This window comes from Nostoc sp. ChiQUE02 (assembly GCF_034531305.2).
GTDB lineage: Bacteria > Cyanobacteriota > Cyanobacteriia > Cyanobacteriales > Nostocaceae > Nostoc.
This window is the reverse complement of record NZ_JAVRBN020000081.1, coordinates 1-17659: the sequence shown is the minus strand read 5'-3', so window position 1 is coordinate 17659 and position 17659 is coordinate 1. Positions and strand designations below refer to the sequence as shown.

Genomic DNA, 17659 nt, shown 5'->3' with positions numbered 1-17659 from the left:
GCTCGTAAGGGTATAAAACATCCTCCTATTCCTGTGCCTTCTTAATCCCTTTTTACTGGGGGAGAGTGAAAAACTACGAATGTTGACTATTCATCAGGCGATAATCTGCTCTCTGGAGACAATGGCAATGATTATCTTAGTGCCTCTGGCTACGAGTACGACAATGTTGGTGAAGGAGTCTATCGCAGGGCATTAGGCAATAACACCCTCAACGGTGGTGCTGGCGATGACCACTTGATTGTTGATTATTCAACAGGCAAGAACCTACTCTCTGGGGGTGATGGCAATGATACTCTTAGTGCATATAGTGCATTAGGCAATAACACTCTTGATGGTGGTTTTGGCAATGATATCCTAACAGGTGGTTTTGGTAATGATACCCTCTATGGAAATAATGGTACTGATACCTTTGCTTTCAATAGTTTCAATCAAGGTGTAGATAGACTTTATGACTTCAACGCCACTAATGAACTGATTCAGGTATCGGCTACTGGTTTTGGTGGCGGGTTATCAATAGGTTCACTTAAGACAAGTCAGTTTACCCAAGGAGCATCTGCAACGACAAGCAATCAACGATTTATCTATGACAATGCTACGGGTGCACTGTATGTTGACCAAGATGGCAGTGCGTCTGGGTTTACTCAGGTAAAATTTGCACAATTATCTACTGGATTGTCACTAACCAAAAACAATTTTGTGGTTATTTAATCGTGATTAATGCTCTGCCATCATTCTAGGCACAGAATGGGAGGTTCTATTTTAAGCACCTTCCATTAAATTATTTAATACAATTACTATTAGCAGAGAGAGATGTTGGATTTTGATCCCCAACTTTCGATATGGATGCGGATGGTTTACAAGTGTTCTTGGCTAAGTTTGGTCATGTCTGCGTTCATGATTCTGGTAACTTATAACGATCCTAGCTTAGATACAATATATTTTCATGCGTAGGCGTAGCCCGCACAACCCTTGGAGAGGCTGCGCCAAAGACATGGTTTGACTCCGCTCACCAGCCGCTCAGTGACCACCGCAGGCATCGTTTGATCTTTATCATCGCAAACAAGAAGGAAAATATGTATTTTTTGATCAATCCTTCGAGCATTCCTAAAGTTTGCTGTCTTGAAAGCCTCCACTCAAAATTATTTGTGACTGCTGTCTGCAAATTCTTGACCATAAACTCTAAAAATGTGAAGAACACACTATTAGCATATGCATTTCTCGGCATATAATATAAAGAGTATGCAAAGATAGTTATTTAACTCTAGACATCTAAATAAATATTCAGTATTTAGTTAGTATCAGGTTATTTAGATGCTCCCTATTTTTAAGCTAGACATCGACGGGCAATAGCCCACAACGAGGGTATAAAAATCCCTTTCCCTATCAATAGTTAACTGTTCCCTATTTTCCAGACAGTAGAACTAGCTCTTTTAAGGTGTTGTGTGAGTTTCAGGCATTTAAGCTTGTTTTGGCGAAGTTTTTCAGCCATGCCTGAGTTGGGTGTAGCTGCGACTATGCTATTAAGGATGGTTATAAAAAGCCTGAAACTACCTATTTCACTTCATCCACATAGTCATGAATTTGTACAGCGCGTGAGACTTTGATATTTAGATAAGTGCTACTTACAAGCTGGTCAACAGAGTGGATTTTCGAGAAAAATTAGTGTCCCTTAAAGGTGACATAAAAGTATGCCGAAAGCGTTACTCTCGGCGAATTCTTGTGCACTAAAATAGCGCTAACTCAGGACTGAGAACTTAAAATTACTGAAAAAATTGATTTACGAAGGTAAAATTTATGGCAAATATCATTGGAACCAACGGTAATGATACCCTAGTGGGCAGTAACGGCGCGGACACAATTAAGGGTCTTGCAGGCAACGATATCATCACAGCCAAAAAGGGTAATGATATCCTGACTGGTGGTGGTGGCAAGGATAAATTTGTTTATAACTTGGGCGACGGTACTGATACCATCACTGATTTTGGTGGCATTGGTAAAGGAGCAAATCCGACAGCAGCAGTCATTGCCGAAGTGGATACAATTAAATTTCAAGGTGCTGGCTTGAGTGCCCAAAATCTCCTGCTGACTCAGAATGGCAGCAATCTGGAAATCACCTTTGAAGGGGTGGCTGGTGCCAAAGTTCTCGTAAAAAACTTCAAACTAGAAAACTTAGATAACCTAAACGCTTCTGGTACAAGACCAGCTATTGGCAATATCCTATTTGATGGGCAAACTAGCATCACCGACAGCTTTAATGTCCTCAATGCCAACTCCACTGATACTAGCCTGAGCATCAAGAACACGGTTATCTTCCTTAATGACCTCTCTAACAACATTACGGGTTTAGACAACTCAAATGATGTGATTAATGGTCAGGGGGGTAATGACAAAATCGATGGCAAAAGTGGCAACGACATGCTGAGAGGTGGTGCGGGGAATGATACTCTCATCGGTGGTGCGGGCAATAATACTCTCATCGGTGGTACTGGTGACGATAACTTGAGCGCTAATAGTTCAACAGGGGATAATCTGCTCTCTGGGGGCGATGGCAATGATTCTCTCTCCGTCTCTGGCTACCAATACACCGACTACCCAGACGGCGATGACCTTCGCTCGTCTGGCAAGAACACCCTCAATGGTGGTGCAGGTAACGATTACTTGAGTGCTAGCGGTTCAACGGGCAATAATTTGCTCTCTGGCGGCGATGGTAATGATTCTCTCTCTGTCTCTGGGTACTACGAAGGAAATAGCTACTTTAATCACGACTCTCACTCGTCTGGCAAGAACACCCTCAACGGTGGTGCAGGTAACGATTACTTGAGTGCTAGCGCTTCAACAGGCGACAATCTACTTGATGGTGGTGATGGTAATGATACTCTCTCCATCTCTGGCCACTACAAATACACTCCCAACGAAAACCCGTACGAACCCCGTAACGTCTCCATCACATACGACTCTCGCTCGTCTGGCAAGAACACCCTCAATGGTGGTGCTGGTGATGATTACTTGAGTGCTAGCGGTTCAACAGGTCATAACCTGTTGGATGGGGGCAATGGTAATGATACTCTCATTGGCGGTACGGGGAATGATACCCTCGTTGGTGGTAAGGGGAATAACTCCCTTGTTGGTGGTACTGGTAACGATAGCTTGAATGTTGACTCTTCACCAGGCGATAACCTACTGGATGGTGGCGATGGCAATGATACACTCTCCGTGTCTGGGGACTACTACAGCAATGTTGTGGTGTTTGGTAATAATACCCTCAACGGTGGTGCTGGTAACGATAGCTTGAATGCTGACTATTCACCAGGCGATAACCTACTGGATGGTGGCAATGGCAATGATACTCTCTCCGTGTCTGGTGGCTACTACGATCCTGTGGTGTCTGGTAATAACACTCTCAAGGGTGGCGCTGGTAACGATAGCTTGAGTGCTTTCTTTTCAAAAGGCGATAACTTACTAGATGGTGGCGATAACAATGATACTCTCTCCATCAATCTTACCCGTGGTAATAACACCCTCATTGGTGGTGCTGGTGACGATTACTTGAGTGCTAACATTTCAACAGGCAATAATCTGCTCTTTGGGGGCGATGGCAATGATTCTCTCTTTGCCTCTGAGTTCGAGGGCTACAGGTTTGATAATACCTCTGGTAAGAACACCCTCAACGGTGGTGCTGGCAACGACTACTTGAATGTTAACTATTCACGAGGCGCTAATCTGCTCTCTGGTGGCGATGGCAATGATTCTCTCTCCGGCTCTAGCTACGGCTACGGCTACGGAGGATCTTTTTATAACACCACTGGCAATAACACTCTTAATGGTGGTGCTGGTAACGATAATTTGAATGTTGACTATTCATCAGGCAATAATTTGCTCTCTGGAGACAATGGTAATGATTATCTCTCCGCCTCTGGCTATAAGTACGACGAGTACGGCAACTACGGCGAAGGAACATATCGCAGGACATCAGGCAATAACACCCTCAACGGTGGTGCTGGCGATGACCACTTGATTGTTGATTATTCAACGGGCAAGAACCTACTCTCTGGGGGTGATGGCAATGATACTCTTAGTGCACATAACGCATTAGGCAATAATACCCTCAAAGGTGGTTTAGGCAATGACTACCTCACTGGTGGTTTTGGTAATGACACCCTCTATGGAAATGATGGTACTGATACCTTTGCTTTCAATAGTTTCAATGAAGGTCTTGATACTATTTATGACTTCAACGCCACTAATGAATTGATTCAGGTATCGGCTACTGGTTTTGGTGGCGGGTTATCAATAGGTTCACTTAAGACAAGTCAGTTTACCCAAGGAGCATCTGCAACGACAAGCAATCAACGATTTATCTATGACAATATTACAGGTGGACTTTTCTTTGACCAAGATGGCAGTGCGGCTGGGTTTAGTCAGGTAAAATTTGCACAACTATCTACTGGATTGTCACTAACCGAAAACAATTTCGTGGTTGTTTAATTGTGATTAGCGTTCTTTTGCCAATCTAGGCAAAGAATGGGAGGTTCTATTTTAGGCACCTCCCATTAGATTTTTCAATACAATTACTGTTAACACGGAGTAGATTTTAGTTTTGGTTCCTCGACTTTCGGTATGGGAGCGGATGCGTTGCAAGTGTTCTTGCTCAGTCTGGTCATATCTGCGTTAGTGATTCTTGCTTAGATACAATGTATTGCCATGCGTAGGCGTAGCCCGCACAACTCTTGGAGAAGCTGCGCCAACGACATACTTCGACTCCCTTCCCTACGGGACGCTACGCGTAGCTTGCTTCCCCGGAGGGGTACGACTACGCTCAGGGCAAGCCGCTCACCAGCCCCTCAGTGACCACCACAGGCATCGCTTGATCTTAAGCCGACACCCAATAGCCCAACCCAGTCATTGCTGCGATGGGAAGGAGAATGCACACGCTCATGAATTTGTCCAGTATCTAAGGCTGAGATATTAGCCCTTTTAAGGTGACAAACGAAGATACGTTGTTGGGTTAATGGAAGTGAAAGTATCAAGATATTGAAACTGAGTAAAGACACTCTGAAAGCTCAAGGCTGAATAGTCTTCGCCGACTGGTTAAATAACAAATCTCGTGATTTATCTGGATCAAGCGCTTGAGTTTTCAATGCTTCTGCTTTCTCGTAAGCGCGAATTGTTGCCGGACGGGCTTTAATTGTCTCAAACCAGCGCTTGACGTTAGGAAAATCCTCCAGGTTTTGACTTTGGCGTTCATGGGGCACAATCCAGGGATAAGCAGCAATATCAGCGATGGAATAATCGCCAGCCACAAATTCTCTATCTGCTAGTTGCTTATTCAGTACTGCATATAAGCGTCCCGTCTCATTCACGTAGCGGTTAATGGCATATTCAATCTTTTCGGGAGCATAAGCGCTAAAGTGATGATTTTGTCCCGCCATTGGCCCCAGTCCTGCCATTTGCCAGAACAACCATTCTAAAACTTGAGTGCGATTACGTATATCTTGAGGGATTAGTTTCCCGGTTTTTTCTGCCAAATATAGCAAGATTGCACCAGACTCAAATACCGAAATCGGCGCGCCTCCATCTGCTGGTTCATGGTCAACGATCGCAGGGATGCGATTGTTAGGAGAAATCTTCAGAAATTCCGGCTTAAATTGATCCCCAGCCCCAATATTCACAGGAATTATGGTATATGGTAAGCCGACTTCTTCCAAGAAAATTGTGATTTTATGACCGTTTGGAGTTGTCCAATAATAAAGTTCAATCATGGTTTTTTTCCTTATATTGAGCGTTAGAATTTAAATGCAGAGGCACGCAGATATTTCACTACTAATTAATACATTGTTGTACTAAAGATTGCGGGGATTTGGCGATCGCAGCCCAAACTCTGTGGTGAACCTGAAGAATTGGTGTGGGATATTTGGCTTCGAGTAATTTTGCCAATTCTTGGTCAAATATTTCTACTTTTTCTGGTGTCAAGCTGGCTCCCACGCCAGCACTAGCACGAATTCGCCCCCGCCAATCTTCGTGTGTATAAGACACAAATACATCGTAAGAAAATGTGCGGATTTCTCGAAATCCTCCTTCGCCAATGTCTTGTAACCACAGGGGATACAATCCATTCCCGCCGCCTAGATTCCACGCTGGATTATGAGCCTTGATCAGTTTTTCTGTTGCTTCAACGACATTACCTTTTAAGGGTATCCAATCAAAATGAGCGATCGCAATTGAGCCATTTCTTCTCAAGATCCGAGTAATTTCCTGGACAGCACGCGGACGATCAAACCAATGCCAACATTGTCCGGCGGTGACCACATCCGCACTGCCGTCTGGTAACTCAGTATTCTCGGCAGTTGCGACTCGATAATCTACTTTCAGTTGTGTAGATTCACTTAACTGTATGGCTTGTTCTAAAAGTGACACTGATGGGTCTATGCCAATCACATAAGCACCTCTATCCGCAAACCCTCGCGCTAGCGTTCCTGTTCCGGTGCCAAGGTCAACAATGTTTTGCCCTGGTAAACCTATACCATACTCAGATAGTTTGTTAAATAATGAACTGGGAAAGCCAGCACGGTGTTTTGCGTAATCAGTAGCAGTTGCACCAAAATCAATTTTCATACCTTCAAAACTATTTTTGTAACAATTGTCTAGGCTAGAAGTTCTCTACCCACGGACGTAGTTCTACTTCCCATGTCCAAGCACTGCGGGGTTGGCGGAGAATGCTGAGATAAGTTTGAGCGATCGCATCCGGGTCAAGAGTACTATCAGGATTATCTGCTGGATCTTGGCGGACTGTGGAGCGGATTGCCCCATCAATCACAAAATGCGCCACATGGATATTTTTTGGTGCTAATTCTCTGGCAATACTTTGAGCCAAACCGCGCAGTGCAAATTTACCCATTGCAAAGGGAGCAGACAGAGGATAACCCTTAACACTCGCTGAGGCTCCAGTAAAAAATATCGCACCGCCACCCTGCTGTAAAAATCTTTTGGTAGCAGCTTGAGCCACAAGAAAACCACCATAAGCAGTTACATCTAGAGTTTTTGCCACCTCACCAGGGTCTAGATCAACAAGAGGCCCCCGCACCCGGTAACTGGGATTGTAAACGATAATATTCGGGGAACCGACTTTACGATCGAGATCAATAAATAACTGTTCTACTTCATCTGGCTTTGAGACATCAGCGGCGAAACTAACTGCGCCAATTTCACTACTCAATTGAGTCAGTTTTTCTATTTGGCGAGCCGCTAAAGCTACGGTGAATCCTTCTTTGGCAAATAGGCGAGCTAAAGAAGCGCTCAGTCCACTACCTGCACCGACAATTAAAGCTGTTGTTGCCATAAATTTAATTATCCATGACTGAAGATAACTGTGAATTTCCCTTAGTGGGAGTTTGACCAATTTGCAGTACACCGACTGCGGCAATCAGACAGAGAACGCCTGATAAAATAAATGCTTGTAAATAACTACCTGTCCAAGTTCTCAACACTCCGGCTCCGAATGCTGCTGTGGCTGCACCAAGCTGGTGTCCTGCTACAATCCAACCGAACATGACGCCGACATTTTCTTTACCGAAGACATTGGCAACAAGACGGACTGTCGGTGGTACGGTGGCAATCCAGTCAAGTCCATAAAAGACGGCGAAAATGGAAAGTCCATAGAAGGAAAAGTTGAAACTGAAGGGTAAGAAAATCAAAGACAAACCCCGCAGTCCGTAGTACCAGCACAATAAGTAGCGATTGTTCCAGCGGTCAGATAGCCAGCCGGACATAGTAGTTCCAAAAAAATCGAATAGTCCCATGATTGCCAAAAGACCAGCAGCCTTGACTTCAGGGATACCGTGGTCAATACAAGCAGGAATCAGATGAGTGCCAATTAACCCATTTGTGCTTGCGCCACAGATAAAAAAGCTACCGAATAGCAGCCAGAAGTCGCGCTTACGCATTCCCAGCCAGAGGGCGTTAAGGGTGGAAGCGATGGAATTTACTTTGGGCTGTAACACTTCCACAGTTTCGCTGTTGTCGCCAAAAGCTCGCAAACCGACATCCGCCGGCCGATCGCGCATAAAGGTTGCGATCGCTGGAATAATTAAAAGTGCTGCACCAGTCAGAGCCAGAGCCGCAGTTCGCCACCCAAAGCGATCGGCTACTGAGGCCAGCATCGGCAGAAACACTAGTTGCCCTGTGGCTGTACTGGCGGTTAAGATGCCCAAAACTAGACCCCGCTTTTCCAAAAACCAGCGATTGACGACAATAGCACCCAAAACCAGGGCGATAACTCCGCTACCAGAACCGACAATTACACCCCACAGCAAGACTAGCTGCCAAGATGCTGACATCAAAGTGGTTAAACCGACACCGAGAGCAATGACAGCAAGCGAGAACACCATCATCCGGCGAATGCCGATTCGCTCCATAACCGTGGCGGCAAAAGGCCCAATCAACCCGTAGAGTACTAAGTTAATCGAGATTGCCAAAGATATAGTTGCTCTACTCCAGCCAAACTCCTGTTCGAGAGGCACTATAAAAACTCCAGGAGCAGAACGAATTCCCGCCGCCACCAGCAAGGCGAGGAATGTTAAACCAGCTACGATCCAGCCATAGTGAAACGAACGACGTGCTAGGAAGGAGGCTAGGGACATGGTTGGGGAGGGGCAGGGGGCAGGGGGCAGGGGGCAGGGGGCAGGGGGCAGGGGGCAGGGGGCAGGGGGCAGGGTGAGAAGGGAGCATACTTCGACTGCGCTCAGTAACCAGGGAGCAAGGGAGAAGAGTTTTCTCCTCTGTCCCCAGCACCCCGCCCCTCTGCCTCTTTTCAATGCCCCATTCCCAATTTAGGGAAAACTACCCTGCATAAGGATTGCCGATTCTGTCTACAGAGACGTTATAAGAGAATGGCAAACGACCTGGATTTAAGCGTGGTTCTGCTGCGTAGCCAACGGGGACGACAACAGCGATCGCTAAATCTGGATTATCCCCAGCACCAATGACTTCCTTTACCTGATCCTCAATCCAACCGTTCATAAAACAAGTGGATAATCCCAAACTTTCTGCCGCTAACACCAAATGGGTAGCGGCAATAATGGCATCTTTGATGGCATATTCGCGTCGCTTGTCGCCCAGCGCTGCTTGAAATTGGGGGACGGCGGTTTTAAAATAGTTTACCGTGCCTTCATTCCATGCCCCAGTTTCGAGTCCCCGCTCTAGAATTGGGGTCAAGTTTTGTTCGCCTGCGTTAGGATCGGCGGCAAAGACAAAGGTTACAGGTGCTTGGACGATTTGCTGTTGATTCCACGATGCTGCTGATAGTGCTGCCTTTTGCGCCTCATCTTGCACGAGAATAATTTGCCAGTCTTGGATATTATAGCTGCTGGGTGCAGCCACGGTTAACTCTACCAGTTGCTTGAGGAGTTCTGGGGTGATGGGGTCTGTTTTAAAAGTTTTGATAGAACGACGTTTAGCGATCGCACTCGGTACATCTAAAGGTTGGGTTTGGGTTATGGAACTCATAAGATTCTCCTGATAGTTGAATTATGACCAAATAATTCGTAATTCCTAATTAGGATACAAATGAATCTATTTATTCATGAAACAAAAATAAAAATTATTCCTTATTTCAGAACAAACGAGTTTCATCTGGCACACATCAGGAAGAGTCATGATGTCATAATTACGAATTACGAATTACGTAAAGCCTGCGGCATAGCTTCTCTACGAGACGCTACTCGCGTTCGCTTAGAGCGTAGGGAGTCCGCAAGCATCATTACGCTTGAGCTACCGCCTCATTAGCAGCCGACCAAAATGGATAGTCTGTATATCCCTTTTCATCACCACCATAAAAGCTTGCTTGATTTGGTTCATTTAGTGGTGCATTCAAAGCCAAGCGTCGGGGTAAATCGGGATTTGATATAAATAATGTGCCAAAGGCAACTAAATCTGCTGCTTTGTTTGCCAGTACTGCATCACCTTTTTCACGAGTATAACCACCATTGACGATGAGTGTACCTGTAAAGCGATCGCGTATATGACTAGTGGGTACAATTATCCCACCATGTCTAATATCTGCCTCTGTTGCCTCATAAATATGCAGATATGCCAAATTAAACTGGTTCAACGCTTGAGCTGCATAACCGAATGTCTCCAAGGGATTAGAGTCACGCATATCGTTGAAAGTCCCACTGGGAGATAAACGTACGCCTACTCGGTTAGAATCCCACACACTAGTTACTGCCTCTGTCACCTCCAACAGGAATCGAGTCCGATTTTCAATGGAACCACCATATTTATCTGTACGTTGATTGGTGCGATCGCGCAGAAACTGATCTATTAAATAACCATTAGCTGAGTGAATTTCTACCCCATCAAACCCAGCCGCTAGGGCATTTGCCGCTCCCTGACGGTACTGTTCGACTATCTGCGGTATTTCTGAAGTTTCTAAAGCACGGGGAGTAACAAAGGGTTTGGGTCCCTCATAAGTTGAGGCCTCACCTTTAGGAGCAATGGCAGAAGGTGCCACAGGTAAAGCTCCATTCGGTTGTAAGTCTGGGTGAGAAATCCTGCCTACATGCCATAGTTGCAGAAAAATTCTTCCTCCCTGCTGATGTACGGCATCGGTTACTAACTTCCATCCCTCCACCTGTTCTGATGAATGAATTCCTGGTGTAGCGGGATAACCCTGTCCTTCAAGAGTTACCTGTGTTGCTTCGGAAATAATCAATCCGGCGGAAGCACGTTGGGTGTAGTAAGTAGCATTAAGTTGGTGTGGTACGTTTCCCTGACCTGCTCTGTTTCGCGTTAAAGGTGCCATCACTATCCGATTAGGTAATTCGAGATTTCCTAATTGGTAAGGAGAGAATAAGTTGATATCAGCAGTCATTGGTTATATCTCCAAATTATTTTAGTCATTGGTCATTGGTCATTGGTCATTGGGGCAGGGCGAAGGGTGCAGAGGAGAGGAATTTTCCCCCTGCTCCCGTTTGGCTTCGCTCACGGCAAGCCTGCTCCCTTGCTTCTTCCCCAGCCCCCAACCCTAAAGCGTATTAATTAAACAATCGACCGAATAACGCCACCATCTACCCGCAAAGCTGCACCATTAGTTGCTGATGCTACGGGACTAGAAAGGTAAACTACGATCGCTGCTACTTCTTCATTTGTTGCAAAGCGTTTGATTAGGGAACTTGGACGCACATTTTGGAAAAACTCAGCCTCAACTTCAGCAGGAGTAATACCGCGTTCCTGTCCCAGTTGGGAAATAAAGCCCTCAACTCCTTCTGAGCGAGTTGGCCCTGGCAGGACTGAGTTTACTGTGACTCCAGTCCCGATAGTCATTTCTGCTAGACCTCTTGCAATAGCTAGCTGTGCTGTCTTAGTTGTGCCGTAGTGAATCATTTCTACGGGAATTTGAATGGCAGATTCGCTGGAGATAAAAATTATCCGTCCCCAGTTTTGCTCTAGCTGCTTTTGCAGATATTGCCGACTCAAACGGACTCCACTGAGGACGTTAACCTCAAATATATTTAACCAGTCTTCATCAGTAATATCAAAGAAGGTTTTTGGCTCATAAATACCGACATTGTTAATCAGGATATCAACACTAGGAACCTCTTGAAAGAGTTTTTTTACCCCTGCTTTTGTCCCTGCGTCCGCAACAACACCAGAAACTTTCGCGTCGGGTGTACTTTGCTTAATTTTGGCGATCGCTTGGGCTACTCTTTCTTCAGACCGACCGTTGACAATTACTGATGCACCTTCTTGAGCTAGCCCAAGAGCGATCGCCAAACCAATGCCTGCGGTTGAGCCACTCACCAATGCGGATTTACCATGCAATTTCAAGTCCATTTCGCTCTTTCCCCGTTAGTTGAAACAGAATTCAGGAGCTAGGAGTTAGGAGTTAAGAGTCAGGAGTCATATTTATTCTGACTCCTGGCTCCCTTAACTAGAAAAGACTGCAAACTAAATGCATCTCACAATAGTACCTAGATTAAAGATGCTGTGCTAAGGTCTTATTCAAGGTGGTTTTTGGGACTGCCCCTACGACAGTATCAACCTGGCGACCTCCCTTAAAAACCATCAGCGTCGGAATGCTGCGAATACCATAATGGCTGGCGACAGTAGGATTTTGATCTGTGTTCAGCTTCACAAATTTTACTTGTCCTTCATATTCAGCAGCAACTTCATCGACGACTGGGCCGACCATCCGGCAAGGACCGCACCACGGTGCCCAAAAGTCCACTAAGACCGGAATTTCACTTTCCAAAACTTCTTGCTTGAATGTGGCTTCTGTGACATTTGTAATGGATGACATAAATTGCCTTCCTAATTAATTCTATAATTCGATAATATCGAATAATAAAAATATATGCCACCTGATGAGATAATGCAACTATGAGATTTCTTTATCATCCAGATCGAAAAAATATTTCTTTACCGGGAGTGCTTTATGCATTGGGCGACCCAGTGCGGCTAGAGATTGTGCGGCTGCTGGCTACTGAGGGGGAGCAATGCTGTGCCAGATTTGATTTTGCGATCGCAAAATCTACCATGTCCAATCATTTTAAGATTTTACGGGAGTCGGGGATAGTCTTTACACGCAAAGAAGGGACACAGCACATTAACATCCTGCGGCGTGAAGATTTAGAGATGCTGTTTCCAGGGTTGCTGGATGCGGTATTGAAAGCCGCTCAACCATTGCCTGTTGGCCCGGCTAGCACTAAACAAACAGCCTCAAGGATTTAGAGACATTGGGCATTGGGCATTGGGTATGACCTGTTTAAGAATCTGCTCGTTTTTCAATTTGTGTTTCTAAATCAGCAAAGATATCATGTTGTTCTCGAAAAGTTCTTAGAGTGTGAGATAAACCTAAATCTCTAGAGAGTAAATCAATACCGTCGATAATCTTGGGTATCTGATCTCGATCAACTTGCAGACCGAGAAAGCATTTCTCCCTGTAATCCGGTCTTTCCTGAAAGAGTTCGATTGCTCTTTTCAAAGGGCGCATAACCTGATATGCTTTTTCAGCCTTCTCAATTGATGCTTGAGGGATTGGAGATTGCAGCCTGAGAATTGCTAAATCAATTAAATCTCTTGCCTCAACACTGTCATCTGCGTAACGGTCAGAATTTGACAACAGCTTAGAGGTAAAACAGTCATTCAAGCTTAAGCAGGGAACAAGCGACCACTTTGGATATCTTGGTGGGTCTAGTTGAAAACGAGTTTCGGCAATAATTTCCGTTTTAATCGGCACATTATCTACAAAAACTATCATCCGAATTCCATACTGGTCAGTTGTGCTACGTCCGACTTGGATTTTACTTAAATCCCGAAATAATGCTTCATGCCCACCCTCAAATACCACTGTACGCAGGTATTTGTAGCCTTCTGTACCAACAGAAGCGATAAAATCAACGTCCTTACTCCAGCGATATTCTTCAAACTCAAATGCAAGAAGGGTTCCGCCACCGAAGTAAGCAGAACCCTTCCTAAGTATGTCCGAATCTAAGGATTCAAGAACTGTGAGTATTTGATTATGGTGTTCTAACCTGAAGGTCATAAACAAACTTGCAACCAGGATTTATAGCGTTTGGCAAGTTCCTGAAGAAAATTAAGTTCTTCACCTTCAAGATTATTAAATAGATTGTGATATTGCCAACCACGCTCGTAGCGACTCAGCATTTCTTCTGAAGTAAACCGATATACATCAGCAGTTTGCCAACAAATTGACTCCAGAAAAGGCAGCTTTTTAGGGACAATAACAGGATTAATTGTTGGTGTTGCGGTTGTCATAGCTTTTTCAATCAACCACTTTAGGCTTACTTTAATTTTAGATTAGCACTAACGAATTTTGAAATTTAATTTTATTCTAGCTATAAATTATCTGGGTTGGGGTAAACTCTTCCTTTCCAAGCACCGCCGCGCCCTTGCCAGTGACGTAGTGCTGAGTCTAAAGTCATCAGGGTATAGAGAAAAGCGATCGCAGGTAAGCTAAATGCAAACCAGACAGAACATTTATAAAAGCGGATTGTCGGGTAGTAAGCCAACGCCATTAATAGCCATCCTAATAAACCTGTAAGTGCGATCGCCCAATTGCTCCAAATTGCACCCAGAATTACACACAGCGGTGGAACTAGATAAATCAGAGGCATTCCCACTAAAGTTCCCAATAGTAGTAATGGAGAATAATTCAATTGGGTATAGGCAGTACGAGCAACCATATCCCAAATCGTCGCCAGCGAGTCATAGGGACGCAGACTCCGAGTCAAGGTACTCAATCCTAGCCAGATACGCCCTTGACTAGGGATTGGGGATTGGGAAAACTCTTCCTTAGTTCTTAGTCCCCAGTCCCCAGCCCCTCTCTTAACAGCCATCGCCAGGGCGCAATCGTCAATTAAAGCTTGGCTAATGACTTGAATACCCCCGATTCGCTCTAAAGCTTCACGAGCGATCAGAATAGATCCCCCAGCAGCGGCGGCTGTGGGATTGTTTGGATTATTCACCCAGCGGAAGGGATAGAGTTTTTGGAAGAAAAAGACGAAAGCTGGAATTAAAAGTTTTTCCCAAAAGCTTTTACACCTGAGTCGCACCATTACAGAAACTAGGTCTAAATCTTCCTGCACAGCTTTCGCAACCAGTCGGCGGAGATTACCAGGATCGTGTTCAATATCTGCGTCTGTCAGCAAAAAATAGTCAGGCGCGAATTTACTAGCGCTCTTTATACCTTGCTCAACTGCCCAAAGTTTCCCCGACCAACCAGGAGGCAGTAATTCGCCAGTGATAATATGTAATTGCTGAGGTTTACCTACAGCGTGTGCAACCCCTTCGGCAAAATTTGCTGTCCGGTCTGTGCTGCCATCGTCTACCAAAAAAACGTTAAAAGAACCAGGATAGTCTTGGAGTAGGAGCGATCGCAAACTAGTTGGTATTAACTCAGCTTCGTTACGCGCCGGAACCACCGCACAAACCACAGGTAACGATTTTAGCTGAGTTTCTGTAACCTCTAATTGTTGGTCTGTCCGCCAAAATTGCCCCCAAAAACACAGTAATCCTAACCAAATTGTCAAGGATAAGAGCATCAATCCTAATACAATTACATCCATGACCTATTGCAAATTTTCAGTGACTCAGACACAATACTATGTCTATTGATAGAGGGAAAAAAATTTTTTTACTGTATTGCGGTATTCAAAACTAGTGTTGAGTGTTGAGGTTAAATAGTATTTGATGCGAACACAAGACAGGGTAAAAGTCAATCAAGTCGCAGAAGCGATCGCAGCCAGTCAACAATATTTGCTTTCGATTCAAAATCCGGCAGGTTACTGGTGGGCAGAGTTAGAATCTAATGTCACCATCACTGCTGAAGTCGTCCTCCTGCATAAAATTTGGGGAACAGACCAAACCAGACCCTTAGACAAAATTGAAGCATATCTGCGTCAAGAGCAACGCCAGCATGGCGGTTGGGAACTTTACTACGGTGATGGTGGAGAACTTAGCACTTCGGTTGAAGCCTACATGGCTTTGAGGCTGCTAGGTGTACCAGCAAACGATCCGGCGATGATTCGAGCGCAAGCTTTTATTCTCCAACGAGGTGGGATCAGCAAAACTCGGATTTTTACCAAGTTGCACCTAGCTTTGATTGGTTGCTACAACTGGTGCGGTATTCCCTCGCTACCAGCTTGGGTGATGCTGTTGCCAAAAACTTTCCCTGTCAATATCTACGAGATGTCTAGCTGGGCACGTTCCAGCACAGTGCCGCTGCTGATTGTATGCGATCGCAAACCTGTTTTTATAACCGATCCAACTATCAACCTAGATGAACTGTACGTTGAAGGTATCGATAGAGTCCAGTGGGAATTACCCCAAAGTGGCGATTGGACAGATTTATTCCTCACCCTCGATCGGGGGTTCAAGTTCGCAGAAAGCCTGAATTTAGTACCCTTCCGTGAAGAAGGCATCAAAGCCGCCGAAAAATGGATTTTAGAGCGCCAAGAAGCTACAGGCGACTGGGGCGGCATTATTCCGGCAATGTTGAATTCAATGCTGGCTTTGCGGTGTCTGGATTATGACCGAAGCGACCCCATTGTACAACGAGGTTTGCAAGCAATTGATAACTTTGCCATTGAAACAGAGGATAGCTACCGAGTACAGCCTTGTGTTTCACCCGTTTGGGATACAGCTTGGGCAATGCGTGCCTTAGTAGAATCGGGCTTTGCACCAGATCATCCGGCTGTAGTCAAGGCTGGAGAATGGTTGTTGCAAAAACAAATTTTGGATTACGGAGATTGGGCTGTCAAAAATCGCCAAGGAAAACCAGGGGCTTGGGCCTTTGAGTTTGACAATCGCTTTTATCCCGATGTAGATGACTCGGCTGTAGTGGTGATGGCACTACATATAGCGAAACTCCCTAATGAAAAAATTAAGCAGGCTGCGATCGCTCGGGCGTTAAATTGGATTGCATCTATGCAGTGTAAACCAGGCGGTTGGGCTGCTTTTGATTTAGATAACGATCAAGATTGGCTCAACTCCATTCCTTATGGCGACTTGAAAGCCATGATCGATCCAAACACCGCAGATGTTACCGCCAGAGTACTAGAAATGCTTGGTGCTTGTGATTTGGCAATTGATAGTTATAATTTAGAGCGATCGCTTACCTATCTTCTGCGCGAACAAGAAACCGAAGGCTGTTGGTTTGGTCGTTGGGGTGTAAATTATATCTACGGCACCAGTGGCGTTTTATCAGCCTTGGCCTTGATTGATCCTCAAAGGCATAAACTCAGTATAGAACGGGGAGCAGCTTGGTTAGTTGGATGTCAAAACCCAGATGGTGGTTGGGGCGAGACTTGCCGCAGCTACGACGATCCCAGTCTCAAAGGAAAAGGAAATAGTACTGCATCTCAAACTGCTTGGGCTTTAATTGGTTTGATCGCAGCAGGTGAAGCAACTGGTAAGTTAGCGCTTGAAACCATTGAACGGGGAATTGGCTACCTAGTAGCAACTCAACAACCCGATGGTACTTGGTTTGAGGCAGACTTTACAGGTACTGGCTTCCCCTGCCATTTTTATCTCAAGTATCATATGTATCAACAATACTTTCCTTTAATCGCTCTAGGTCGTTATCAAGCAGTGATTAAAGAAGGTTAATATTCGTTGCTGTGGTAGGGGCATAAAATTGTTCGCTCCTACTGCGTATTCCTTTATTAAGAAATTCCATATAAAAGTGCATTTTTCTGCGTATTTTTGCGTTGTAAAAAATATTTTTTGTATAAATAATATGTGTGTTTTTCTTAAAATTAACAAATAATCGATTGTGACAGTTGGAAAAGCGATATAAACTAACAAGCAGAAATGTAGCTATTAGATGGTTAGCGTAAGCGTAGCCCGTCGTAGATATCACAGTTGTCCTGATTAAGGAATTCCATATAAAAGTGCGTTGCTTTACTGATTTATGCTTGAGCCATGTTTTAGAAACAGCGATGTCTACGAAGGGCCACGCCTACGCACGAATTCTACTTGGCACTTTATAACAATACTTTTAGTTTAGAACACGGAACTTCAAGTTTAGACCTTTGAAGTTTACTCCCTGACCATAAGAGAAAATCATAAGGGAAATGCTGAAAACCCCTGAGAAACAGCAACGCAGTTGCGTTTTTCGTACTTCAGGCAGGGGATGAAAGCT

The 17659-nt window shown here is 44.8% G+C and carries 15 protein-coding genes; 4 read left to right on the top strand and 11 right to left on the bottom strand.

Annotated elements, in window-relative coordinates; genetic code table 11:
* The first annotated feature begins 234 nt into the window (after positions 1-234).
* The gene (locus tag RM347_RS33990) at positions 235-708 is read left to right on the top strand and encodes a hypothetical protein (protein WP_322718878.1); all 474 of its coding nucleotides are present in this window, start codon (positions 235-237) and stop codon (positions 706-708) included.
* Between the two features lie 1086 nt (positions 709-1794).
* Entirely contained in the window at positions 1795-4485 is a 2691-nt protein-coding gene (locus RM347_RS33985; protein ID WP_322718879.1) for a beta strand repeat-containing protein, read from the top strand.
* Between the two features lie 575 nt (positions 4486-5060).
* Here RM347_RS33985 and RM347_RS33980 read toward each other — a convergent pair.
* From RM347_RS33980 to trxA, 8 genes are all read right to left on the bottom strand, one after another.
* Positions 5061-5759 (bottom strand): glutathione binding-like protein, encoded by a 699-nt coding sequence (locus RM347_RS33980; protein ID WP_322718880.1) that lies wholly within the window; start codon positions 5757-5759, stop codon positions 5061-5063.
* A gap of 61 nt (positions 5760-5820) precedes the next feature.
* Positions 5821-6612 carry a class I SAM-dependent methyltransferase gene (locus RM347_RS33975; RefSeq protein ID WP_322718881.1) on the bottom strand — a complete coding sequence of 264 codons (792 nt, stop codon included), beginning with the start codon at positions 6610-6612 and terminating at the stop codon, positions 5821-5823.
* Between the two features lie 34 nt (positions 6613-6646).
* On the bottom strand, positions 6647-7336 hold the full coding sequence (locus RM347_RS33970) for an SDR family NAD(P)-dependent oxidoreductase (RefSeq protein WP_322718882.1): 690 nt from the start codon (positions 7334-7336) through the stop codon (positions 6647-6649).
* A gap of 4 nt (positions 7337-7340) precedes the next feature.
* Positions 7341-8636: an MFS transporter gene (locus tag RM347_RS33965; RefSeq protein ID WP_322718883.1), complete on the bottom strand. Its 1296-nt coding sequence runs from the start codon at positions 8634-8636 to the stop codon at positions 7341-7343.
* A gap of 199 nt (positions 8637-8835) precedes the next feature.
* On the bottom strand, positions 8836-9501 hold the full coding sequence (locus RM347_RS33960; protein ID WP_322718884.1) for a nitroreductase family protein: 666 nt from the start codon (positions 9499-9501) through the stop codon (positions 8836-8838).
* 253 nt (positions 9502-9754) lie between these two features.
* A complete protein-coding gene (locus tag RM347_RS33955) occupies positions 9755-10867 on the bottom strand; it encodes an alkene reductase (protein WP_322718885.1) in 1113 nt (370 codons plus the stop codon).
* A gap of 167 nt (positions 10868-11034) precedes the next feature.
* Positions 11035-11829, bottom strand: a complete 795-nt coding sequence (locus RM347_RS33950; RefSeq protein ID WP_322718886.1) for an SDR family NAD(P)-dependent oxidoreductase — start codon at positions 11827-11829, stop codon at positions 11035-11037.
* A gap of 142 nt (positions 11830-11971) precedes the next feature.
* The gene (gene trxA / locus RM347_RS33945) at positions 11972-12295 is read right to left on the bottom strand and encodes a thioredoxin (RefSeq protein WP_012412473.1); all 324 of its coding nucleotides are present in this window, start codon (positions 12293-12295) and stop codon (positions 11972-11974) included.
* An 80-nt stretch (positions 12296-12375) separates the two neighbouring features.
* Here trxA and RM347_RS33940 point away from each other — a divergent pair, with 80 nt between their 5' ends.
* Positions 12376-12726, top strand: a complete 351-nt coding sequence (locus tag RM347_RS33940; RefSeq protein ID WP_322718887.1) for an ArsR/SmtB family transcription factor — start codon at positions 12376-12378, stop codon at positions 12724-12726.
* A gap of 34 nt (positions 12727-12760) precedes the next feature.
* Here the strand turns inward: RM347_RS33940 and RM347_RS33935 are convergent, their stop codons facing one another.
* The 3 genes from RM347_RS33935 to RM347_RS33925 form a co-directional block, all read right to left on the bottom strand.
* A complete protein-coding gene (locus tag RM347_RS33935; RefSeq protein WP_322718888.1) occupies positions 12761-13540 on the bottom strand; it encodes a nucleotidyl transferase AbiEii/AbiGii toxin family protein in 780 nt (259 codons plus the stop codon).
* Complete coding sequence (locus RM347_RS33930; protein ID WP_322718889.1) at positions 13537-13773, bottom strand: hypothetical protein; 237 nt, start codon at positions 13771-13773, stop codon at positions 13537-13539. The genes RM347_RS33935 and RM347_RS33930 overlap by 4 nt, the downstream gene beginning before the upstream one ends.
* 80 nt (positions 13774-13853) lie before the next feature.
* Positions 13854-15083, bottom strand: coding sequence for a glycosyltransferase (locus tag RM347_RS33925; protein ID WP_322718890.1), 1230 nt, complete (start codon positions 15081-15083; stop codon positions 13854-13856).
* A gap of 124 nt (positions 15084-15207) precedes the next feature.
* On the opposite strand from RM347_RS33925, the gene shc reads away from it, so the two are divergent.
* Entirely contained in the window at positions 15208-17124 is a 1917-nt protein-coding gene (gene shc, locus RM347_RS33920; RefSeq protein WP_322718891.1) for a squalene--hopene cyclase, read from the top strand.
* Positions 17125-17659 lie beyond the last annotated feature (535 nt).